Origin of the sequence: Burkholderia sp. BCC0398, from assembly GCF_902833245.1 — a bacterium.
GTDB classification, from domain to species: domain Bacteria; phylum Pseudomonadota; class Gammaproteobacteria; order Burkholderiales; family Burkholderiaceae; genus Burkholderia; species Burkholderia sola.
Genome location: NZ_CADFEM010000010.1, coordinates 62,524 through 85,809, shown reverse-complemented (window position 1 = coordinate 85,809; position 23,286 = coordinate 62,524). Strand labels below are relative to the sequence as shown.

Here is a 23,286-nt window from a genome sequence, read left to right as displayed (position 1 = left end):
GACCGCGCCTTCCTATTTACCTTCCGATTCCATTCAGACAACGCTATGAAACTGCTGAGATTTGGCGACAAACACCATGAAAAGCCGGGCCTGCTCGATGCGCACGGCCAGATTCGCGACCTGTCCGGCGTGATCGACGATATCGCCGGCGACGCGCTGACCCCTGCATCGCTCGCGCGGCTGCGCGACATTCCGCCGTCGTCGCTGCCGCTCGTCGAAGGCATGCCGCGGCTCGGCGCGTGCGTCGGCCGCGTCGGCAAGTTCATCTGCATCGGGCTCAATTATTCGGATCACGCAGCCGAATCCGGGATGGAGGTGCCGAAGGAGCCCGTCGTGTTCGGCAAGTGGACGAGCGCGATCTCGGGCCCGAACGACGACGTCGAAATTCCGCGCGGCTCGGAAAAGACCGACTGGGAAGTCGAACTCGGCGTGGTGATCGGCCAGGGCGGCCGCTATATCGACGAAGCCGATGCGCTGTCGCACGTCGCCGGCTACTGCGTGGTGAACGACGTGTCGGAGCGCGAATACCAGCTCGAACGCGGCGGTACGTGGGACAAGGGCAAGGGCAACGACACGTTCGGCCCGATCGGCCCGTGGCTCGTGACGGCCGACGAAGTGCCCGATCCGCACGCGCTGCGACTGTGGCTGGAAGTGGACGGCCACCGCTACCAGAACGGCACGACCGCGACGATGGTGTTCCGCGTGCCCCACCTGATCAGCTACCTGAGCCGCTTCATGAGCCTGCAGCCGGGCGACGTGATCTCGACCGGCACGCCGCCGGGCGTCGGCCTCGGGCAGAAACCGCCCGTCTACCTGCGCGCCGGACAGGTGATCACGCTCGGCATCGACGGGCTCGGCGAGCAGCGCCAGCGCACCGTGCAGGCCTGATTCCCTTCAACGGACGGTTCGTCATGCCTATCATTCGATCGATGCGCGTCCTCGACGTGCGCTTTCCGACCTCGCGCCAGCTCGACGGTTCCGACGCGATGAATCCGGACCCCGATTATTCGGCGGCCTACGTCATCCTCGAAACCGATCGCGACGGGCTCGCAGGTCACGGGCTCACGTTCACCATCGGGCGCGGCAACGAAATCTGCTGCGCGGCGATCGACGCGATGCGCCACCTCGTCGTCGGCCTCGACCTCGACTGGATTCGCGAGGACATGGGCCGTTTCTGGCGGCACGTCACGTCGGACAGCCAGTTGCGCTGGATCGGCCCCGACAAGGGCGCGATCCACCTGGCGACGGGCGCCGTCGTCAACGCGGTGTGGGATTTGTGGGCGAAGGCCGTCGGCAAGCCACTGTGGCGGCTCGTTGCCGACATGAGCCCGGAGGAGCTGGTGCGGGCGATCGACTTCCGCTACCTGACCGACTGCCTGAGCCCGGACGAAGCGCTCGACCTGCTGCGCCGGCAGGCGCCCGGCAAGGCCGCGCGGATCGCCGCGCTGGAGCGTGACGGCTATCCGTGCTACACGACGTCGGCCGGCTGGCTCGGCTACAGCGACGACAAGCTGCGCCGGCTGTGCCGCGAGGCGGTGGAAGCAGGTTTCGAGTACGTGAAGCTGAAAGTCGGCGCGAACCTCGCCGACGACATCCGCCGCGTGACGATCGCGCGCGAGGTGATCGGCCCCGACCGCAAGCTGATGATCGACGCGAACCAGGTGTGGGAAGTCGACGAGGCGATCGACTGGGTGCGCGCGCTCGCGTTCGCGCGGCCGTGGTTCATCGAGGAGCCGACGAGCCCCGACGACGTCGAAGGGCATCGCAAGATCCGCGAGGCGATCGCGCCGGTGCAGGTCGCGACCGGCGAGATGTGCCAGAACCGCGTGCTGTTCAAGCAGTTCATCGCGCGCGGCGCGATCGACGTCGTGCAGATCGACGCGTGCCGGCTCGGCGGCGTGAACGAGATTCTCGCGGTGATGCTGATGGCCGCGAAGTACGGGCTGCCGGTGTGCCCGCATGCGGGCGGCGTCGGGCTGTGCGAATACGTGCAGCACCTGTCGATGATCGACTACGTGTGCATTTCCGGCACGAAGGAAGGGCGCGTGACCGAATACGTCGATCACCTGCACGAGCATTTCGTCGAACCGTGCGTGGTGCGCGGCGCGGCGTACATGCCGCCGACGGCGCCCGGTTTCTCGATCGAGATGAAGCCCGAATCGCTGGAGCAGTACCGGTTCCGCGGCTGACGCACGGCAACGCACGACGGCGCGCCATTTGCGTGGTGCGCGTGGTGCGCACCGTGCGCGGCGACAACATGAACGACGGAGACGCGAAGTGGATTTGAACCTGCAAGACAAGGTCGTGATCGTGACCGGCGGCGCGTCGGGCATCGGCGCCGCGATCTCGATGCGGCTGGCCGGCGAAGGCGCGATTCCCGTGGTGTTCGCGCGCCACGCGCCCGACGATGCGTTCTGGCGTGCACTTGCACAGAAACAGCCGCGCGCCGCGTGCGTCACTGTCGAACTGCAGGACGACGCGCAGTGCCGCGACGCGGTCGCGCAGACCGTCGCGCGCTTCGGCCGCATCGACGGCCTCGTCAACAACGCGGGCATCAACGACAGCATCGGGCTCGACGCGGGGCGCGACGCGTTCGTTGCGTCGCTCGAACGCAACCTGATCCATTACTACGTGATGGCGCATTACTGCGTGCCGCACCTGAAGGCGACGCGCGGCGCGATCGTCAACATCTCGTCGAAGACGGCCGTGACCGGGCAGGGCAACACGAGCGGCTATTGCGCGTCGAAGGGTGCGCAGCTCGCGCTGACGCGCGAATGGGCGGTCGCGTTGCGTAACGACGGCGTGCGCGTGAACGCGGTGATTCCCGCGGAGGTGATGACGCCGCTCTACCAGAACTGGATCGCCGGCTTCGACGATCCGCAAGCGAAAGTCGCGGCAATCGCCGGCAAGGTGCCGCTCGGCCAGCGTTTCACCACGGCCGGCGAGATCGCCGATACGACCGTGTTCCTGCTGTCGGATCGCGCATCGCACACGACGGGCCAGTGGCTGTTCGTCGACGGCGGATATACGCATCTCGATCGTGCGATCAGCTGAGGGCCGCGTTCCATGCAACCCGACCTGAACCCGAACACCGCGCCGCCGTTGATCGCGCTGACCGGCATCGGCAAGCGCTTTCCGGGCGTGCAGGCGCTCGACGATTGCCGTTTCGACCTGCGTGCGGGCGAAGTGCATGCGCTGATGGGCGAGAACGGCGCCGGCAAGTCGACGCTGATGAAGATTCTCGCGGGCGTCTACCCGCGCGACGCGGGCGAGATCCGGATGGACGGCCGCCCGGTGGAGATCGTCGACCCGCGTGCCGCGCAGGCGCTCGGCATCGGCATCATCCATCAGGAGCTGAACCTGATGAACCACCTGAGCGTCGCGCAGAACATCTTCATCGGTCGCGAGCCGCGCGGCCGCTTCGGCGTGTTCGTCGACGAAGACCGGCTGAATCGGGACGCTGCCGCGATCTTCCAGCGGATGCGGCTCGATCTCGACCCGCGCACGCTCGTGGGCCGGCTGACGGTCGCGAAGCAGCAGATGGTCGAGATCGCGAAGGCGCTGTCGTTCGACTCGCGCGTGCTGATCATGGACGAGCCGACCGCCGCGCTGAACAACGCGGAGATCGCCGAGCTGTTCCGCATCATCGGCGACCTGCGCGCGCACGGCGTCGGCATCGTCTACATCTCGCACAAGATGGACGAGCTGCGCCAGATCGCCGATCGCGTGACCGTGATGCGCGACGGCAAGTACGTCGCGACCGTGCCGATGGCGGGCACGTCGATGGACACGATCATCGCGATGATGGTCGGCCGCCAGCTCGATGCGGACACCCGCACGCCGCCCGATACGTCCGCGAACGAGATTGCGCTCGAAGTGCGCGGGCTGTCGCGCGGCCGCGCGATCCGCGACGTCGGCTTCACGCTGCGGCGCGGCGAGATCCTCGGCTTCGCCGGGCTGATGGGCGCGGGCCGCACCGAGGTCGCGCGCGCGGTGTTCGGCGCGGATCCGGTCGATGCGGGCGAGATCCGCGTGCACGGCCGGGCCGTGACGATCCGCACGCCGGCCGACGCAGTGAAATACGGGATCGGCTACCTGTCCGAGGATCGCAAGCACTTCGGGCTCGCGGTCGGGATGGACGTGCAGAACAACATCGCGCTGTCGAGCATGCGCCGCTTCGTGCGCCGCGGCCTGTTCCTCGACGCGCGCGCGATGCGCGACGCCGCGCAGTCGTACGTGCGCCAGCTCGCGATCCGCACGCCGTCGGTCGCGCAGCCCGCGCGGCTCTTGTCGGGCGGCAACCAGCAGAAGATCGTGATCGCGAAGTGGCTGCTGCGCGACTGCGACATCCTGTTCTTCGACGAGCCGACGCGCGGCATCGACATCGGCGCGAAAAGCGAGATCTACAAGCTGCTCGATGCGCTCGCCGCCGACGGCAAGGCGATCGTGATGATCTCGTCGGAATTGCCCGAGGTGCTGCGCATGAGCCACCGGATTCTCGTGATGTGCGAAGGCCGCGTGACCGGCGAGTTGCGCGCGGCCGACGCCACGCAGGAAAAGATCATGCAGCTCGCGACGCAGCGCGAGTCGACCGTGTTGTCCTGATTGTCCCGATTCAGACGCCTAACGATCATGTCCAACGATACGCATCCCGTTCCGCCCCTTGCCACCGGCGACACGCCGGCGGCCGCATCGAGCCTGAAAGCGCGCTTTTTCAACCCGGCCGCGCGGCAGAAGCTGCTCGCGTTCGCGAGCCTCGTGCTGCTGATCGCGTTCTTCAGCTTCGCGTCGTCGAACTTCCTCGACGTCGACAACCTCGTGTCGATCCTGCAGGCGACTGCCGTGAACGGCGTGCTGGCCGTCGCCTGCACGTACGTGATCATCACGTCCGGCATCGATCTGTCGGTCGGCACGCTGATGACGTTCTGCGCGGTGATGGCCGGCGTCGTGCTGACGAAATGGGGGATGCCGCTGCCGCTCGGCATCCTGGCCGCGTTGTGCTTCGGTGCGCTGTCCGGCTGCGTGTCGGGCTTCGTGATCGCGAAGATGAAGGTGCCGCCGTTCATCGCGACGCTCGGCATGATGATGCTGCTCAAGGGGCTGTCGCTCGTGATCTCGGGCACGCGGCCGATCTACTTCAACGACACGCCGGGCTTCACGTCGATCGCGCAGGATTCGCTGATCGGCAACCTGATTCCCGCGCTGCCGATTCCGAACGCGGTGCTGATCCTGTTCCTCGTGGCGATCGGCGCGTCGATCGTGCTGAACCGGACGATCTTCGGCCGCTACACGTTCGCGCTCGGCAGCAACGAGGAGGCGCTCAGGCTATCCGGCGTGAACGTCGATGCGTGGAAGATCGCGGTCTACACGTTCAGCGGCGCGGTGTGCGGGATCGCCGGGCTGCTGATCGCGTCGCGGCTGAACTCCGCGCAGCCGGCGCTCGGGCAGGGCTACGAGCTCGATGCGATCGCGGCCGTCGTGATCGGCGGCACGTCGCTGTCGGGCGGCGCGGGCAGCATCGTCGGCACCATCATCGGCGCGTTCATCATGAGCGTGCTGACCAACGGCCTGCGCATCATGTCGGTCGCGCAGGAATGGCAGACGGTCGTGACGGGCGTGATCATCATCCTCGCCGTCTACGTGGACATCCTGCGCCGGCGCCGCCGTTGACACACGCAGGCATGCGCTTCACCGCCGGTTTCGGCCGGCATTTCATTCGATACGAAAAAAGGAGACGCGAAGTGATCAGGAGCAAGGTGTTGAACGCGATCGTCGGGCTGACGTTCGCCGTCGGCGTCACGGCCGGCGCGCACGCGCAGGAAACCTACATCCCGCTGATCTCGAAGGGCTTCCAGCATCAGTTCTGGCAGGCCGTGAAATCGGGCGCGACGCAGGCCGCGAAGGACTACAAGGTGAAGGTGACGTTCGAAGGGCCCGAAACCGAGGCGATGGTCGACAAGCAGATCGACATGCTGTCGGCCGCGATCGCGAAGAAGCCGGCCGCGCTCGGCTTCGCGGCGCTCGACAGCAAGGCCGCGCTGCCGCTGCTGAAGAAGGCGCAGGCCGAGAAGATCCCGGTGATCGCGTTCGACTCGGGCGTGGACAGCGACATTCCGGTGACGACGGCCGCGACCAACAACAAGGCGGCCGCCGCGCTCGCCGCCGACAAGCTCGCCGCGCTGATCGGCGACGAAGGGCAGGTGGCCGTGGTCGCGCACGACCAGACGAGCCGCACCGGCATCGACCGCCGCGACGGCTTCCTCGACCGGATGAAGTCGGCGCACCCGAAGGTGCAGGTCGTGACCGTGCAGTACGGCGAAGGCGATCAGCTGAAGTCGACCGAAGTGACGAAGTCGATCCTGCAGGCATATCCGAAGCTCAAGGGGCTGTTCGGCACCAACGAGGGGTCGGCGATCGGCGTGGTCAACGGCGTGCGCGAGATGAAGCGCAAGGTCGTGATCGTCGGCTACGATTCCGGCAAGCAGCAGAAGGACGCGATCCGCAGCGGGCTGATGGCCGGCGCGATCACGCAGAACCCGATCGGCATCGGCTACAAGACGGTTGAGGCGGCCGTGAAGGCGATCAAGGGCGAGAAGCTGCCGAAGGTGATCGATACCGGGTTCTACTGGTACGACAAGACCAATATCGACGATCCGAAGATCGCGGCGGTGTTGTACGACTGAACGTGGCGGACGTGCGGCGGCGGCGATGACCGTCGCCGCCGCGATGATCGAACACGAGGGCATCATGGGCGCAGTGCGTATCGATTCGCATCAGCACTTCTGGCGTTATCGCGCGGCCGACTATCCGTGGATCGGCCCCGGGATGGGCGTGCTCGCGCGCGACTACCTGCCCGACGCACTGTGGCCGCAAATGCATGCGCAGGCGCTCGGCGCGTCGATCGCGGTGCAGGCGCGCGCCGGGCGCGACGAGACGGCGTTCCTGCTCGATCTGGCGCGCGACGACGCACGCATCGCGGCCGTGGTCGGCTGGGAGGATCTCGGTGCGCCGGCGCTGGCCGACCACGTTGCCGAGTGGCGCAGCCCGAAGCTGCGCGGTTTCCGTCATCAGGTGCAGGACGAAGCCGACGTCGGCGCGTTCGTCGCGGATCCCGGCTTCAATCGCGGCGTCGCATGGCTGCAGGCGAACGGCTATGTGTACGACGTGCTCGTGTACGAGCGCCAGTTGCCCGACGTGCGTGCGTTCTGCGCGCGGCACGATGCGCACTGGCTCGTGCTCGATCACGTCGGCAAGCCCGCGCTCGCCGAGTTCGCACGCGACGACACGGCGCTCGCGCGCTGGCGCGCGTCGCTGCGTGAACTCGGCGCGCTGCCGCACGTCGCGTGCAAGCTGTCGGGGCTCGTGACCGAAGCCGACTGGCGGCGCGGCCTGCGCGCGCAGGACATCCGGCATATCGAGCAGTGTCTCGACGCGGCGCTCGACGCGTTCGGCCCGCGGCGGCTGATGTTCGGGTCGGACTGGCCCGTGTGCCTGCTCGCGGCGTCGTATGACGAGGTCGCGTCGCTCGTCGAACGCTGGGCCGAAGCGCGGCTGTCGGCGGCCGAACGCGCCGCGTTGTGGGGCGGCACGGCCGCGCGCTGCTACGCGGTGCCGGGCGATGTGAAGCGCGGCATATAAAATAGGCGCGAACGGTCCATGCGATGCTCGGGCCGTCCGGAACGAAACCGATTACCAGCGTCAACGTATGTCCATCCAGCCGATTCAGAACCGCCGCCTCTACCAGCAGATCGCCGACAAGCTCAGTGCGATGATCGAGTCCGGCGATTTCCCGCCGGGCAGCTATCTGCCGCCCGAGCGCGAACTTGCCGAACGGTTCGGCGTGTCGCGCACGTCGGTGCGCGAGGCGCTGATCGCGCTCGAAGTGAACGGGCTCGTCAGCGTGCGCGTCGGCGACGGCGTGAAGGTGCGCCATCCCGAAACGGCCGCCGCGCCCGAACCCGTGACGGCACCCGACGCGACGGTCGCGCCGTTCTCGATCGTCGAGATCGATCCGGAGCTCGGCATCGCGCTCGACCTCGACACCGAAATCCCGCCGTTCGCGCTGCTGCAGGCGAGGCGGCTGATCGAGCCGGAGGCCGCGTCGCTGGCCGCGAAGCATGGCTCGGATGCGCAGATCGAAGGGATTCACGAAGCATTTCTGCGCAATCAGGACGATAACCGCAGCGGCTCGCTCACGCACCCGGGCGACCGGCTGTTCCATATCCGCATCGCGGAGGCGAGCGACAACGCCGCGTATGCGCTGATGATCAAGCAGCTGCTTGCGCACAAGTACGACCTGATGTTCCAGCGGCTGCAGTCGCTGTACATGCCGAACGACATGCCGCACCGGTCGGAGCGCGAGCATCGCGCGATCCTCGATGCGATCCGCGCGCGCGACCCGGACGCCGCGCGCCGTGCGATGGCCGAGCATCTCGACGAAGTGATCCGCATTTTCGGCCGCGCGCTCGATTGAGCGTGTGAATCGATTTCCTGTATGGTCGGCAGCGGTGTCCGCGATGCGCACCCACCCCGGTGCCGACGCGGCCTCGTACGGGGTGATGACCCGGCCGTCGCCATAGAACGAACGCCGCGATGCGTGCCGGCCCACCGGCATGCCGCTCGTGCGCGGAATGGAGTGTGACGAATGCGCGTGAACGATTGCCACAATTTCCACGATTTCCGCGAGCTGGCGCGACGGCGATTACCGGGACCGATCTTCAATTACATCGACGGTGCGGCCGACGATGAAACCACGTATCGGCGCAACACGAGCGCGTTCGAAAGCTGCGATCTGGTGCCGAACGTGTTGCGTGGCGTGCGCGATGTCGATCTGTCGGTGACGGTCATGGGGCAAAGGCTCGGCATGCCGGTTTACTGTTCGCCGACCGCGCTGCAACGCCTGTTTCATCACGACGGCGAGCGCGCCGTCGCCGCCGCGGCCGCGAAATTCGACACGATGTTCGGCGTGTCGTCGCTCGGCACCGTGAGCCTCGAAGAGGCCCGTGCGATCAGCGCGGGCCCGCAGGTGTACCAGTTCTATTTCCACAAGGACCGCGGTCTCAACCGCGAGATGATGAACCGCTCGCGGGAAGCCGGCGTGAACGTGATGATGCTGACGGTGGACAGCATCACCGGCGGCAATCGCGAGCGCGACAAGCGCACCGGTTTCTCGATTCCGTTCCGGCTGACGCTCGCGGGGATGACCGAGTTCGCGTTGAAGCCGGCCTGGGCGATCAACTACCTGACTCACGAGCGATTCCGTTTGCCGCAACTCGACCGGCATGTCGACATGGGCGGCGGCGCGATGTCGATCAGCCGCTACTTCACGGACATGCTGGATCCGTCGATGACATGGGACGACGTCGCCGCGATGGTGCGGGAGTGGAACGGGCAGTTTTGCCTGAAAGGCGTGATGTCGGTCGACGACGCGCGCCGGGCGGTGGACATCGGTTGCACCGGCATCGTGTTGTCGAATCACGGCGGACGGCAACTGGACGGTTCGCGCGCCGCGTTCGACCAGCTTGCCGAGGTGGTCGACGCGGTGGGCGACCGGATCGACGTGATGATGGACGGCGGCGTGCAACGGGGTTCGCACGTGCTCAAGGCGCTGGCGCTCGGTGCGAAGGCGGTCGGCCTGGGGCGTTATTACCTGTTTCCGCTCGCCGCCGCCGGGCAGCCCGGCGTCGAACGTGCGCTGCAACTGATGCGCACGGAGATCGAACGGGACATGCGGCTAATGGGCTGCGCGTCCGTTGCGCAGCTCGGGCGGAATCAGCTGCGCTTTCGCTGACGACGGGTTTCGGCGCCAGCCGAGCCTTCGTGCCGGCGCCGGTATCGCGCGCTCAGAAGCGATCCGCGCGATACGGCGCCGGATCGGTGAACGGCGCTTCGCCGGTCATCATCTCGGCCAGCAGGCGGCCGGTGACGGGGCCGAGCGTCAGCCCGTGATGGTTGTGTCCGAACGCGAACCACAGCCCGCGATGCGCGGGCGCGGGGCCGATCACCGGGCGCATGTCGGGCGTGCACGGGCGGAAGCCGAGCCACGGATGCGGGTCGAGCCGCTCGCCGAACCCGAACACCGGCCGCGCGACGCGTTCCGCGCGTTCGAGCTGCACACCCGTTGGCGGAAGGCCGCGGCGCGCGATCTCGACGCCGGTCGTCAGCCGCAGCCCGCGCCGCATCGGCGCGATCACGTAGCCGTATTCGCGATCGACGATCGGCGCCGACGGCACGCCGCGCGCGGACGGCGCGTAGTGCATGTGATAGCCGCGTTTCTCGCGCAGCGGGATCTTGTAGCCGAACTTGCCGAACACCGTGTCGGACCACGGGCCGAGCGCGACCACGACGGCCGGCGCGGCCGCCGGGCCGTCGTCGGTCCGGACCTGCCAGCCGGGCGACAGCGCGTCGAGGCTCGCGGCGTCGCCGGTCAGCAGCGTGCCGCCGCCCCGCACGAACAGGTGCGCATACGCTTTGACGAGCGCGGCCGGATCGACGACGCTTTTGGGGTCGAGCCAGTGTAGCGCGCCGCAGAAGCCCGGGGCGAGGCTCGGTTCGTGCGCGCGCAGCGCGGCCGCGTCGAGCGGCGTGATGCCGAGCCCGTGGCGGCGCGCGGTGAGGCTGGCGTCGGCCACGCCCCGTTCGAAGGCGGCCGGCGTGCGGAACGCTTCGAGCCAGCCGCTCGCGCGGATCAGTTCGCCGGCGCCGGCCCGCGCGATCAGCGCATCGTGTTCGACGATGCAGCGTTCGATCAGCGGCAGCATGTCGCGCGACGCCGCCGCGTGACGCAGCGGCGCCGATTCCCACCAGAACCGTGCGAGCCACGGCGCGAACGCGGGCAGCGACGCGCTGTGCCAGTAGAGGTCGGTCGAGCGGTTCAGCGCATAGCGCATCAGTGTGAACGGGCTGCGCGGGAACGGGTACGGTTCGACCGACGAGCGCTCGATCAGCCCGGCATTGCCGAAGCTCGTGCCTTCGCCGGGCGCGCCGCGATCGACGAGGGCAACCTTGCGGCCGCGATCCTGCAGGTGCAGCGCGGCGGAAACGCCGACGATGCCGGCGCCGAGAACGATGACGTCGAAATCCATCGATGGTGAGTGACGGTTGGCGGGGCGCGTGGCCGCGGTACGGTGTGCGCGCCCGGGTTGGGAATCGTTCGAACCGCAAGCATACTCGCGCCGGCGTGGGGGGCCAAGAGGGGGCACGCGGTCGATACGTGGCGGCTGGCCCGTGCGCGACGATCAATCCGCCGATCAATTCGCCGACGCCGAGATCGAATCGACATCGGTCGACGCGTCCGTCCGTCTCATCGGGCAGCCACACGGAATCCGCCTGCTTTCCGATGCTTTCGCGGGTGTTTCCCACTGCTTGGTCATCCGAATTTTTACCTAAGATGGAAGGAATCGTGCGCGTGATACGGTGCCTGCACGCGCATGGCAGGCAGGAGGCAGGGCCGGGAACGACTGCGGCAGATGTTTCCATCATGGATGCAAGTGTGTGCGCGGCGGCTGCGAGTCTCGCAGTCGCATCGACGCCAGCGTGCGCGGCGGCCATCGCCGCGCGAAAGGCGTCCGGCCGGCGGGGCCGAGTCGCCACGGTCCGCCAGGCGTTTGCCGCAATCGTTTGCGTTCTGAGCGCCGTACCGGTCGTCGCCGGCGCGCCTGCCGTGATGGACGAGCACCCGATCGATGCGGTGCAAGTTGCCGCCACCACCACGCCGGCCAGCCCAACGGGTCCCGCCTTTTCGTCACACGACTCCGCCGTGCGTCAGGTGGTGCTCGGCATCATCAGCTTCACGCGCTGGCCGACGACGCCCGTCCGTCTGCATCTGTGCGTGACCGGCAGGCCCGACTACGCGGGCGGCCTGACCGACACGCTGCAGGCCGGCTCGACCGTGCTCGACGTGCAGCGCGTCCGCTTCGACGACCCCGCGCTCGGCGTCGCGTGCGACGTCGTCTATCTCGGCGCCCTCGGCAACGACGAGCGCGCACGGGTCAGGGCCGTGTTGTCCGGCCGCCCGGTGCTGACCATTGCCGAACACGATATGTCCTGCACCGCGGGCGCGATGTTCTGCGTCACGGTCGAAGGTGAACGCGTCACCTTCGACATCAATCTCGATGCCGTCGCGCGCAGCGGCGTGCGCGTGCATCCGAACGTCCTCAACCTTGCACGACGGCCGGTGGCGCCATGACACGATCCGCGCCCCCCGTTCCCGCTTCGCGCCCGCCGCGCCCGACGCTGCAAAGCGTGCTGCGCCGCGCGCATCTGCGCCTCGCGTTCGTCGCCGTGACGATGGCCGCCGTGTCGTTGATCGTCGTCGCCGTGATCGCGTTGCGCGCGTATGCCGGCAACAACCTGAATCTGCTGGCGCGCTCGCTCGGTTATACGGTCGAGGCGGCGCTCGTGTTCGGCGATCGCGTCGCGGCGAACGAGGCGATCGGGATGATCGCCGGCGACGAGGACGTCGCGCAGGTGGTCGTCACCGACAGCAAGGGACAACTGTTCGCGACGTGGCAGTTGCCGGCCGGAAACGGGGTCGCCCGGCTCGAGCGCGCCGTCGCCGATGTGGCGCTGCCCGGGCCGGTCACCGCGCCGGTGATGCATGACGGCATCATCGTCGGCCACGTCGTCGTGCGCGGGCGCGGGCATCAGTTCTTCGGCTTCCTGCTCGGCGGCGTCGGCGGCATTCTCGGCTGCCTCGCCGTCAGCGTGTTCGGCGCGTATGTGAGCTCGAAGCGCCTGCTGCGCAACATCGTTTCGCCGCTGCGCGCGCTGGCGGGCGTCGCGCACGCGGTGCGGCGCGAGCGGGCGTTCGCGCGGCGCGTCGAGCCGACGGCGATCGCCGAACTGAATCAGCTCGGCGACGACTTCAACGCGTTGCTCGACGAATTCGAAGACTGGCAGAACACGCTGCGCGACGAGAACGCGTCGCTCGAGCACAAGGCGACGCACGATGCGCTCACCGGGTTGCCCAACCGCATGCAGTTCGAATCGCGCCTGGCGCTTGCGCTGTGCGATGCCACGTTGACGGGTCATCGGGTCGCGGTGCTCTATCTCGACTGCGACCGCTTCAAGGAGATCAACGATTGTCTCGGTCACGACGCCGGGGACGCGGTGCTGATCGGCATCGCATCGCGGTTGCGCACGCGGGTGCGCGAGACCGATCTCGTCGCGCGCTTGGGCGGCGACGAATTTGCGGTGATGCTGGCGGCGGTGCCCGAAGCGGGCAGCGTGTGCCGGATCGCCGACGAGATTTTGTCCGGCATGGCGCCGTCGATCGAGCTGTCCGACGGCCGCGTGGTGGCCACCATGATGAGTGCCGGCGTTGCGCTGTATCCCGATCACGCGTCGGACGCGAGCGGCCTGCTGCGCGCGGCGGATATCGCGATGTACCGCGCCAAGCGCGCGCGGCCGGGATCGTGGCAGTTGGCGCAGAGCGTGGCAGGGCCGGTGTGATGTCGATCGACTCGCGCCGCGGACGAGGCCGCGGCGGCGGTTAAAAGAAGCGCTTGCGGAGCGGGCGCGATGGAAGGGGATGCGAAATGAACCACTCGTTTCCTGTGAGCATGAGGCGGACGTGCGTCGGGAGTGCGCTGCTGCTGGGCATGCTGCTGGGGGGCTGCCAGACGCCGCCGCTTCATCGCGGGCTGACGCAGACGCAGGTCACGGCGCTGAAGTCGGCCGGGTTCCAGGAGACTGGGCAGGGGTTCGAGTTCGGGGCGGCCGGGCCGATCCTGTTCGATTTCGACCGGTACAACCTCAAGCCGGATGTCCGGCGGATCGTCGAGCGGATCGGGCGGACGTTGCAGTCGGCGGGGATCAACGGGGTGCGGGTGTACGGGTATTCGGATAACGAGGGGACGGAGAAGTACGACGTCGAGCTGTCGAGGCGGCGGGCTGAAGTCGTGGCTGTCGAGTTGGTCGACGCGGGACTCGATGCGAAGCGGATCGCGATCGTCGGGAAAGGGAAGCGCGATCCGGTAGGGGATAACAAGACGCCGGGCGGGCGGGCGCAGAATCGGCGAGCGGCGATCGTGGTTTCGCCGCGGTGACGCGATGCATGGCGCGTGGCCGCCGCGTCGACGAGCACGCTGTGCTGTCTGTTTTAACGGTTCGCCACCATTGGCGAGAAAATTTGCGAGCGGCCATTCACACGCGGCGAGCCCTGATATTCGCCGAAGGCAGGATGGCCATCGACCGAATTCGCCGCCGCCAACATGGTGGCCGTTCAATTCATTGGAAATAAAAAGCGACCTATCCGAATAAGATCGTTCCGCTTTCATGAATGCTGCATCGTCGTAGGCGAATGCAGCGACGGACGGAACGAGTATGGCCATCGAACCCAAGGATCTGCTGCCGCACTTCGAACGCGAGATGACGCTGCTGCGCCATTCGATGCAGACGTTTGCTCAGCGCTTTCCCAAAATAGCCGCTCGGCTGGCGATCACCGGCGAGCATTCGGACGATCCGCACGTCGAACGCCTGTTGCAGTCGTTCGCGTTGATGGCGGCGTGTCACGACATTCGTCTCGAAGATGACGTGCCTGCGTTCACGGGCAGTTTTCTCGATACGCTCGACGGCGCTTTTCTGCGCCCGTTTCCATCGTGCGCGATTGCGCAATTCCATGGCGACGGCAGCAGCGAACTGACTGCGCCGCGCGTCGTTCGTCGCGGCGAGCGGCTGATCGCACCGGTCGGCAAGGAAGTATTCCGCATCGCGGACGATGTCGAGATCGTGCCGCTGACGGTATCGTCGGTGCGCTACACGACCTCGTCGATCGCGCCGCGCGACGTCGCGTTGCCCCCGGAAACGACCGGTTTGCTGACCTTCACGTTCGAACTCACGACGCCGAAGGCGACGTTCGCCATCGTGCCGGACACATTGCGCATGCATTTCACCGGTGCGCGGGAAATCGTCGCGGCGCTCGCCGATGCCGTGTTGCTTCTTGCCGGCCGAAGCTTCGTCGAAGCAGGCGATGCAACGCGCTGGAAGCGTCTGCCGGACGCGACGTTCACGGCTGTCGGCTTCGATCCCGCCGATGCGTTGCTGGACGTGCGGCCCGACGATGCGCTCTGGCCGCTCCACTTGCTGATGACGTATTGCGCGGTGCCAGAGCGTTTCGACTTTGTCGACCTGGACATGCGGGCGATCAAGCGAATCGCCAGCGTCAACCGTCGCGTCGCGCTCCACCTCGCGATCGCGGGCGTGCATCCGGATTCGCATCGCGCGCAACGCCTGGCCGCCGCCACCGCCGACCACGTCCGGCTGTTTTGTGCGCCGGTCATCAACCTGTTTCCGGACGACGCCCAGCCGATCGAGACGCGCGCCGGTTGCGCCCATTACGCGGTGAAGGCGCTTGCGCAGGCCGGCGCGTCGCGCACGGCTATCTGGTCGATCGACACCGTTCGCCATGTTTCCGACTCGGGCGCGTCGATGCTGGCGCCGTTCCGGTCGCTGCAACATGGCGCGGGCATGCGTCCCGGATTGTTCTGGATGACGTTGCGCGACGAGGCACGGCGGGCGCCTAAGGAGCCTGTCGATTCCCGGTCCAAGGAGACGGAGGCGACTCCGCCGCCAGTCCCGGCAGACACTGCCGAGTCGCGCCGCGGCGTCGAACTGGAACTGGTCGACCAGGACGGACGACCTGCCGATCCCGGTCATCGCAAGCTGGAGATACGGCTGTCCTGCACGCAGGGCGATCTGTCCGGGATGCGGGGGCGCGAGCTGGCGTTGCCCAGCGGCGACCCGGTGGGAACGATTTCGCTGCTGAACCGGCCGACACGGAGCCAGCCGCCCGCTTTCCGTTACGGGGAGCTGTGGGATCTGCTGTCGCTCCTCGTGCCGCAGGCGATCCGGCTGGACAAGGGCGGCCTGACCCAGCTCAGGCGGCTTTGCGCACGCTGGGCGGAGGACTCCGTCGACGCCGGCCGGCGCTTCGATGCGCTCGTGTCGCTGTCGACGGCGCGCGTGCGGTGCTGGCTGCCCGGCAAGCCGGCGTCGGCGTTCGTGCACGGGCTGGAGGTGCGGCTGGTCGTCGACGAGCAGCGTTTCGCCGCGTTCAGCCTGAGCGGATTCGCGCAGGTGATGGACCGGTTTTTCGCACCATACGTGCCGGTCACGAGCTTCGTGCAGGTCGTGCTGTTTTCGGCCGCTACCGGCGTGCTGCTTCGGCGTGGGACGCCGCGTCCGGGTACCCAGCCGCTGGTTTAGTTTCTCGCTTTTCAGGGCTCGAACGAAAACGTTTGCGGACGTCTTTCAAGCGCTCGGGTTTTACCCTACATTATCGAAGCCGCGGACCGGCGAGCCGGCCGATGGAACCTGAGATCACACGCAAGGAACAAGAATGAGTTTCGCTCCGAACGGGGGTATTCCCAGTGGATTGGGCGGCAGTGCGCTCGGCTCGTTGAGCGCGCTCGGGGGCCTCGCCGGCCCGGTGGCGTCGAGTGTGGCCGGCAGCCTCGGGCCGCTTGCCGGCCTCGCGGGGCACGTCGACACCGTCCAGCGCGCGCTGCAACTCGCGCAGACCGGCTTCTCGCTGATGGAGAAGACGCCCGGCGCCATCGCCGAAGCGATCAACGGCGCCGCGAACCCCGCGCGCCTGACGCAGCTCAACCGTTACGTCACGCTCGATACGCCGCTCGGCCCGGATGTGCTGCTGGTCAGCGCGGCCGTCGTCGACGAGCACGTGAACCGCTTGCCGGAAATCCATCTCGACCTGCTGTCGCATCGCCACGACCTGAGGCCCGAGGACCTGATCGGCCAGCAGGTCAAAATCCGCTTCGACCAGCAGGCGCGCCTGTCGACGCTCGAACGCGTGGTGGCGTCGGGCACCGGCGACAACGACCGCTATTTCGACGGCTACGTCGCGTCGTTCGACCGCGCCGGCAACCCCGGGAACGTCACGCAATATCACCTGACGGCCGTGCCGTGGTTCTGGTTCCTCACGCGCTCGACCGACTGCCGGATCTTCCAGAACAAGACCGCGCAGGACATCCTCACCGAGATTTTCCAGGAACACGGTTTTTCCGATTTCGTGTTCGACATCCGGACCAGCCAGAAGCCGCTCGAGTACGTCGTGATGTACCAGGAGAGCTACTACAACTTCTGCGCGCGGCTGATGGAGCAGGAGGGGCTCGTGTGGACGCATCGTTACGAGAAGGACAAGCACCTTCTCGTGATCGGCGACACGAACCTGCTGTTCCGCCCGATCGACGGGCTCGCCACCGTGCCGTTCGCCGCGACCGAGGCGAGCGAGGACAGCGGCATCGACCAGTTGCACGAAGGCCGGCGCTTCGGCGTCGGCAAGGTCACGTTCCGCGACTTCAATCACCAGAATCCGTCGTCGCCGCTGATGCTGGTGGAGGTCGGGCCGCAGAATCTCAAGCATGCGCGGCTCGATGCGACCGAGCGGTTCGAGCACCAGTCGCTGTACGACCACGGCGATGACGGCAACCGCTATGCCCGTTTCGCGATGGAGGCCGAGGAGGCGCAAGCCCATCGCTATACCGGCGGCGGCTACGCGTGGCGCATGACCACGGCCGGCGCCGTGGCCGTCGCGAATCATCCCGTCCTCGAAAACAACCAGGAATACGTGATCCTGCACGTGCGTCACGAGGCCGTGAACGACTACACGCAGCACAGCGCGAAGCTGCCGTACCGCAACAGCTTCGCGCTGCTGCCGAAGAAGGTTCCGTACCGTGCGCCGCGCGCGACGCCGAAGCCGGTGATTCACGGCACGCAGTCGGCGATCGTCGTCGGGCCGAAGGGCGAGGAAATCTATACGAACGGCAGCGCGGTGAAAGTGCATTTCCCGTGGGACCGGCGCGGCAAGAAGGACGGCTCCGATTCGATGTGGGTGCGCGTGTCGCAACCGTGGGCGGGCGACGGCTGGGGCGCGGCCGCGATTCCGCGGATCAAGCAGGAAGTGCTGGTGGCGTTCAATCAGGGCGATCCGGATAACCCGGTGATCGTCGGCCGCGTGTTCAACGGCGAGCAGGGCAACCCGTATCACGGCGCGGCCGGGCAGACGATGGGGATCAAGAGCCAGACGCATAAGGGGCAGGGGTCGAACGAAATTCGCATGACCGACACGAACGGCATGCAGGAATTCTTCATGCACGCGCAGAAGGATATGAACACCGTCGTCGAGAACAACGAGACGCACAAGGTGTTCGGGCCGATGCGCACCGTCCTCGTGGCGACGGGCAGCGAAGAAAAGCAGATTCCGCAGGGTAACCTGACCGAGACGATCGCCGAGAAGCGCAGCACCACGGCGACGACCGTCGAGGTCACGACGCCGGCCAAGGATGGCGGCGGCGGTACGCAGGTGTACGTGGCCGAGCGCGGCATCCTGCTGAAGGTGCAAAACAGCTCGATCTCGCTCGCGCCGGAAGGTATTCGGCTGGAGCACAACGGCTCCGTAATCCTGATGACCGACGACGGCGTGACGGTCAACGGCAAGCGCATCGATCTCAACAAATAACTCGAACGACACCAGCCATGCACTACGCAATCCATGAAGGCACCTTCGAATTGCCGGACGCGGCGCTTGACCGCACCGTCAACATGCTGATTCTTCCCGTCGGCCCGGGCGGGCTGAGTCTTGTCGTGTCCCGCGGCCGGTTGCGCGAGCAGGAGTCGATCGATGCGTTCGTCGAGCGTGAATGGGCGCAGGCGTCGCGCACCGCGCAGAATTTGAACGTGCAGTCGCGACGGCCGGTGACGGTTGGGCGGGCGGAATGTCCCGGCGTGCAAACGGAATCGACGCATGAACAGGACGGCCGCATCTTTCATCAGATGCAGACGGCGTTTCGGCTCGATGCCGGCGGGCAGGTCATCGTGATGACGTTGACCAATGCCGCGCCGCTTAACGACGAACAACGTGCGCTGGCCGCGCGCATGCTGGAGAGCTTCCAGCCGCGCCCGGTTGCGCCCACGCTGGTTTCGGATGCCGGCCGCCCATGAGTCAGCCGGCCGCTCGCAAGGACGATCCCTTTACCCACACGACGCTCGCGGGCGACCTGCTCGGCATGGGCGGGTCGCTGCTGGGTGGCTTGGGGATCGGATGGGCTCTGACCACGATAGCGGAAGGCCTCGTGTTCGGTGCATTGGGTGCGCTCGAAATTGGCACCGGCGGGCTGGCGACGCCGATCGTGCTGGCGATCGGCGTCGGCGTGGCCGCCTACATGCAGGGCTCCGGCCTCAACGACAAGATCGACGAGGCCGCGAAGGGGCTCGGCAATGCCATTTCTCCGCCCGAGGAGAAAGGCACGATCCAGAACGGTTCGCCCGATGTGTTCGTCAACGGGAAGCCGGCCGCGCGCGCGGCCGACGGCGCGGACATGGATCCGGTTCTTTGCAGCGATCATCCTGGTCCGCAATTCGTTGCGCAAGGGTCCGACGTGGTGTTCATCAACGACCTGCCTGCGGCACGGGTCGACGACAAGACCACCTGTGACGGCGCGATCTCGAAGGGCTCGCCGGACGTTTTCTTCGGCGGCGGCACGAAGACCGTGCGCGACATCAGTGCGGCACGGCCGTGGGTCGCCGGACTCGGCGCGGCGATCGGTATCGCGCTTGCGTTATGTGGTCGAGGCAAGGGGAACTGGGGCGATTTCGTCAAGGGCAAGCTGCCGTGTCTCGCGATGAACTTCGCGGCCGGCATATTCGGCACATGGCTCGGCAGCAAGATGCAGCCGTCGGCCGGCCATCCCGTCAACGTGATCACCGGCGGCAAGGTTCTAGACGGCAGCGACGACACCGACTTCGTGTTGCCTGGGCCGCTGCCGATCGTCTGGCGGCGTTTTTACAGCAGCCACGACGATCGCGCCGATGGCCTGTTTGGGGTCGGCTGGAGCGTGCCGATCAGTGTCGAGTTGCGGTTGGCGCGGGAGAACGGCGTCGTCACGTCGATCACGTACTGGGACGAACAGGGGCGCGACATCGAGTTTCCGGCGGTGCCGCCGGGTGAGAGTCATTTCAGCGTGCCTGAAGGCATTTACCTGATTTGTACCGCCGGCGGGCACTATGTGGTCGAAACGGTCGATGGTTTGTATCGCGATTTCGGCCCGGCCGGGGCGCCGGCGTCGGATGCTGAAACACTGGATCTTCGGCGGCTCGAGGACCGAAATGGCAACTGGATCGAGGTCGAGCGTGCGAGTGTCGGCGAACGGGTGCGGCCGGTTCGGCTTCACGATAGCGCCGGCCGTTTGCTGACGCTGCATTACGATCCGGAGCATCCGCGACGCGTCGCATCGATCGAACTGGTACGTGGCGTCGATGGTGAGTTGCCCGAGATCCTGGTTCGCTACGGCTATACGCGCGCCGGCGAACTCGCATCGGTCACCGATCGCAGCGGCCATACCGGGCGGCATTTCGGTTACGAACATGGCCTGATGACACGGCATACGCTGCCCGGCGGACTACAGTGCTTTTACGCGTGGAACGGCGTTGGCCGCGACGCGCGTGTCGTGCGCCACTGGACCGACGACGGCGAAGCGTACACGTTCGACGCAGACCTTGTGCAGCGTTCGGTGACGATCACCGATCAGATCGGGCGGGTGACGCAATGGAAGTGGAACGAGGATCAGCAGCCGACGAGCCATACGGATGCCGAAGGCAACGTGTGGCGGCTCGAATGGAACGCGATGCGGCAACTGGTCAGTACGACCGATCCGGCCGGCCATGTCACTCGCTTCGAATATGACGAGCGCGGGCGGCAGACGCAGCGCATCGACGCGCTTGACCAGGTCGAGCGCACCGAGTGGAACGGGCACTACGATCTGCCTGTTGCGGAAATCGATCCGACCAACGCGCGATGGACCTATCGTTACGACGCGCGCGGCAACCTGACGATGACGCGCGATCCGGCGGGCTTCGCGACCGAGTATTACCGCGACGATCGCGGCCTTGTGCATACGATTCGCGATGCGCGTGGCGGGTACAAGTTCCTCGAATGGAATGGCCGGGCGCAGTTGATCGCGTATACCGATTGTTCCGGCAAGGTCACGCGGTTTGCGTATGACGCACGCGGTGCGCTCGCGCGGGTGACGGATGCCGCCGGCCATGCCACCGTGTACGAAACGGACGCGATGGGGCGGGTCACGGGAATCGGGACGGCGGATGGTGCGCGTCAGACGTTTCGGTACGACGCGGCGGGACGTCTCGTCGAGGTCATTGATGCGAATCAGCGCAGCACGCGTTACGAAGTCAATCCGCGTGGGTTGTTGCTGGCACGCACGGATGCGGCTGATCGTGTCGTGCGATTCGGTTATGACGAAGCGTTCCGGTTGGCGAGCTTGACCAACGAGAACCGTGAGACGTATCGCTTTCAGTATGACCGTCGCGATCTCGTTTCCGTACAGGTCGGTCTCGATGGTCACAAGCGTACGTATGAGTACGACGTGTGCGGTCAAGGAACGATGGTACGTGATGGGCAGATCGAGACGCGATACGAGCGCGATGCGATCGGGCGGTTGACTGCGAAGCAAACCGCGCAAGAGCGTTGCGAATACCTGTATGACGAGGCAGGCCGGATCACATCGGCCGAGTTGTACACGCTCGCCGCTCGTGGGCCATCGCTGAAGAATCGGGTTGGCCTGAAGTACGACAAGCGTGGTGAGGTCGTCGAGGAATACACGCCGACCGGCTGGCTCGCACACACCTACGACGAGCTTGGCAATCGCGTCAGCACGACGATTTCCGGCGAGCGCACGATCGATTGGCTGCATTACGGCTCGGGGCATGTGCACCAGATTCGTTTCGATGGTGCGGCGGTTGCTGACATCGAACGGGACGATCTGCATCGCGAGGTGCTACGGACGCAGGGCAAGCTGACGAGTCACTTCGGATATGACGCGGTGGGGCGCCGTGCGCGGCAAATTGTGCAGCGAGGGACGGCGGGCGGGGAGTTGCTTGCGAAGCAGTGGCAATACGATGCCGCAGGCGACGTGATCCAGAAGCGCGATCAGCGTTATGGCACGACGAGCTATCGGTATGACCCGACGGGGCGCATCGAACAGGCGGCGGGGCCGGGGTTGCCGTCGGAAGTGTTTCGCTGGGATGCGGCGGCGAACCTGGTGTCGAGCGATCACCCGGGCGGGTATGTCGAGCACAACCGGCTCAAGATGTTCGAGGACAAGCGCTTCGAGTACGACACGTATGGGCGGCTCGTTCGTAAGGTGAGCGGGCATGGGCCGGCTAAAGAGCTCACGCTTGAATACGACGACTGGAACCAGCTCAAGACCGTGGTGACGAAGGACCGGCTCGGGGTTGCGACGACGCATTTCGAATACGACGCGTTCGGCCGCCGGATCCGGAAGCTCAATGGCAGTTATGCGAGTACGGATTTCCTGTGGGACGGCATGCGGTTGGTGCAGGAGACGTATCACGACCGTCAGGGCGAGGAAGCGCTGACGTACTTGTACGAGTCCAATAGTTATGTGCCGCTTGCCCGGATCGATCAGGGGAAGGCGGCGGCCAATGATGCGGATGTGCGGGATGCGGTTTATTACTTCCACAACGATGTATCGGGATTGCCGGAGGAACTGACTGACGCGGGTGGCGAGCTGGTTTGGCAGGCCCGCTACAAGGTGTGGGGCAATGCGGTGCAGGAGGAGTGGGTTGCGCCGGTGCCGGATCGGCCGGCAGCGGTGTGGGGAAACGTTCAAGCGGCTGCGCCCGTGCCGGCTCACGCACCGCGACCGCAGAACTTGCGCTTTCAAGGGCAGTATCTGGACCGTGAGACGGGGCTGCACTACAACACGTTCCGGTTCTACGATCCGGATATCGGGTGTTTCATCAGCCCGGACCCGATCGGATTAATCGGAGGAGTGAACCTCTACCAGTACGCACCCAATCCGAACACATGGATCGATCCGTGGGGATTGTGCAGGACCAGTCCGAAAATAAATTCTGAACATGTTTTCCACGGGGAAATAAACAGCCGTGGACGTGCTGTTGGCTTCCACCACGAAGGCAGCATCGGTCATGTTGGAAAAGCTCGAGTGGTTGGGGTCACCTCGCCAGCAAATGCCCAAGGGGTTTATAGAGGTAAGGTTGAGATATTCGATCCGAGTACGGGTACATGGGTGGCGAAGGGGCCAGAATCGTCGTTCTTCCCGAAATCGTGGAATCGTCAACAAGTCATGTCTGAGATTAGAAGTGCGTTTGATAACGGAGTGGTCACCCCCAACGGAAAATGGGAAGGTGTTTCAAGAAGTGGTGTGAAGATTGAAGGTTGGTTGAATGGTGGTGGGGATATTAATACTGCATATCCGATATATTGATAGG

At 66.2% G+C, this 23,286-nt stretch carries 17 protein-coding genes; 16 read left to right on the top strand and 1 reads right to left on the bottom strand.

Features of this window, described 5'->3' with window-relative positions; genetic code table 11:
* The first annotated feature begins 45 nt into the window (after positions 1–45).
* From HWX76_RS22140 to HWX76_RS22100, 9 genes are all read left to right on the top strand, one after another.
* On the top strand, positions 46–888 hold the full coding sequence (locus HWX76_RS22140) for an ureidoglycolate lyase (RefSeq protein WP_050012332.1): 843 nt from the start codon (positions 46–48) through the stop codon (positions 886–888).
* Positions 889–911: 23 nt separating this feature from the next.
* On the top strand, positions 912–2,189 hold the full coding sequence (locus HWX76_RS22135) for an L-fuconate dehydratase (protein ID WP_050012333.1): 1,278 nt from the start codon (positions 912–914) through the stop codon (positions 2,187–2,189).
* 88 nt (positions 2,190–2,277) lie between these two features.
* Positions 2,278–3,054: an SDR family oxidoreductase gene (locus HWX76_RS22130; protein ID WP_176016342.1), complete on the top strand. Its 777-nt coding sequence runs from the start codon at positions 2,278–2,280 to the stop codon at positions 3,052–3,054.
* A gap of 12 nt (positions 3,055–3,066) precedes the next feature.
* Positions 3,067–4,605 (top strand): sugar ABC transporter ATP-binding protein, encoded by a 1,539-nt coding sequence (locus tag HWX76_RS22125; protein WP_176016341.1) that lies wholly within the window; start codon positions 3,067–3,069, stop codon positions 4,603–4,605.
* Between the two features lie 27 nt (positions 4,606–4,632).
* The gene (locus HWX76_RS22120) at positions 4,633–5,670 is read left to right on the top strand and encodes an ABC transporter permease (RefSeq protein ID WP_050012336.1); all 1,038 of its coding nucleotides are present in this window, start codon (positions 4,633–4,635) and stop codon (positions 5,668–5,670) included.
* A gap of 71 nt (positions 5,671–5,741) precedes the next feature.
* Positions 5,742–6,683 carry an ABC transporter substrate-binding protein gene (locus HWX76_RS22115; protein ID WP_050012448.1) on the top strand — a complete coding sequence of 314 codons (942 nt, stop codon included), beginning with the start codon at positions 5,742–5,744 and terminating at the stop codon, positions 6,681–6,683.
* A gap of 64 nt (positions 6,684–6,747) precedes the next feature.
* Positions 6,748–7,638 (top strand): amidohydrolase family protein, encoded by an 891-nt coding sequence (locus HWX76_RS22110; protein ID WP_089489787.1) that lies wholly within the window; start codon positions 6,748–6,750, stop codon positions 7,636–7,638.
* 67 nt (positions 7,639–7,705) lie between these two features.
* Positions 7,706–8,473 carry a FadR/GntR family transcriptional regulator gene (locus HWX76_RS22105; protein ID WP_050012337.1) on the top strand — a complete coding sequence of 256 codons (768 nt, stop codon included), beginning with the start codon at positions 7,706–7,708 and terminating at the stop codon, positions 8,471–8,473.
* Positions 8,474–8,644: 171 nt separating this feature from the next.
* Positions 8,645–9,790: an alpha-hydroxy acid oxidase gene (locus HWX76_RS22100; RefSeq protein ID WP_050012338.1), complete on the top strand. Its 1,146-nt coding sequence runs from the start codon at positions 8,645–8,647 to the stop codon at positions 9,788–9,790.
* Positions 9,791–9,842: 52 nt separating this feature from the next.
* Here the strand turns inward: HWX76_RS22100 and HWX76_RS22095 are convergent, their stop codons facing one another.
* Positions 9,843–11,084, bottom strand: a complete 1,242-nt coding sequence (locus HWX76_RS22095) for an FAD-binding oxidoreductase (RefSeq protein WP_124594778.1) — start codon at positions 11,082–11,084, stop codon at positions 9,843–9,845.
* 395 nt (positions 11,085–11,479) lie between these two features.
* Here HWX76_RS22095 and HWX76_RS22090 point away from each other — a divergent pair, with 395 nt between their 5' ends.
* The 7 genes from HWX76_RS22090 to HWX76_RS22060 all read left to right on the top strand — a co-directional run bounded on the left by HWX76_RS22090 (position 11,480) and on the right by HWX76_RS22060 (position 23,282).
* Positions 11,480–12,187 carry a YfiR family protein gene (locus HWX76_RS22090; protein ID WP_089489623.1) on the top strand — a complete coding sequence of 236 codons (708 nt, stop codon included), beginning with the start codon at positions 11,480–11,482 and terminating at the stop codon, positions 12,185–12,187.
* Positions 12,184–13,452, top strand: coding sequence for a diguanylate cyclase (locus HWX76_RS22085; RefSeq protein WP_176016340.1), 1,269 nt, complete (start codon positions 12,184–12,186; stop codon positions 13,450–13,452). Before HWX76_RS22090 ends, HWX76_RS22085 begins: the two co-directional genes overlap by 4 nt.
* Positions 13,453–13,538: 86 nt before the next feature.
* Positions 13,539–14,048, top strand: coding sequence for an OmpA family protein (locus HWX76_RS22080; RefSeq protein WP_050012342.1), 510 nt, complete (start codon positions 13,539–13,541; stop codon positions 14,046–14,048).
* A gap of 277 nt (positions 14,049–14,325) precedes the next feature.
* Entirely contained in the window at positions 14,326–16,206 is a 1,881-nt protein-coding gene (gene tssF / locus HWX76_RS22075; protein ID WP_176016339.1) for a type VI secretion system baseplate subunit TssF, read from the top strand.
* 133 nt (positions 16,207–16,339) lie between these two features.
* Positions 16,340–18,478 (top strand): type VI secretion system tip protein TssI/VgrG, encoded by a 2,139-nt coding sequence (gene tssI, locus HWX76_RS22070; RefSeq protein WP_050012344.1) that lies wholly within the window; start codon positions 16,340–16,342, stop codon positions 18,476–18,478.
* A gap of 17 nt (positions 18,479–18,495) precedes the next feature.
* Positions 18,496–18,960 carry a DcrB-related protein gene (locus tag HWX76_RS22065; RefSeq protein ID WP_176016338.1) on the top strand — a complete coding sequence of 155 codons (465 nt, stop codon included), beginning with the start codon at positions 18,496–18,498 and terminating at the stop codon, positions 18,958–18,960.
* The gene (locus HWX76_RS22060) at positions 18,957–23,282 is read left to right on the top strand and encodes an EndoU domain-containing protein (RefSeq protein WP_176016337.1); all 4,326 of its coding nucleotides are present in this window, start codon (positions 18,957–18,959) and stop codon (positions 23,280–23,282) included. Before HWX76_RS22065 ends, HWX76_RS22060 begins: the two co-directional genes overlap by 4 nt.
* The last annotated feature ends 4 nt before the right edge of the window (positions 23,283–23,286 follow it).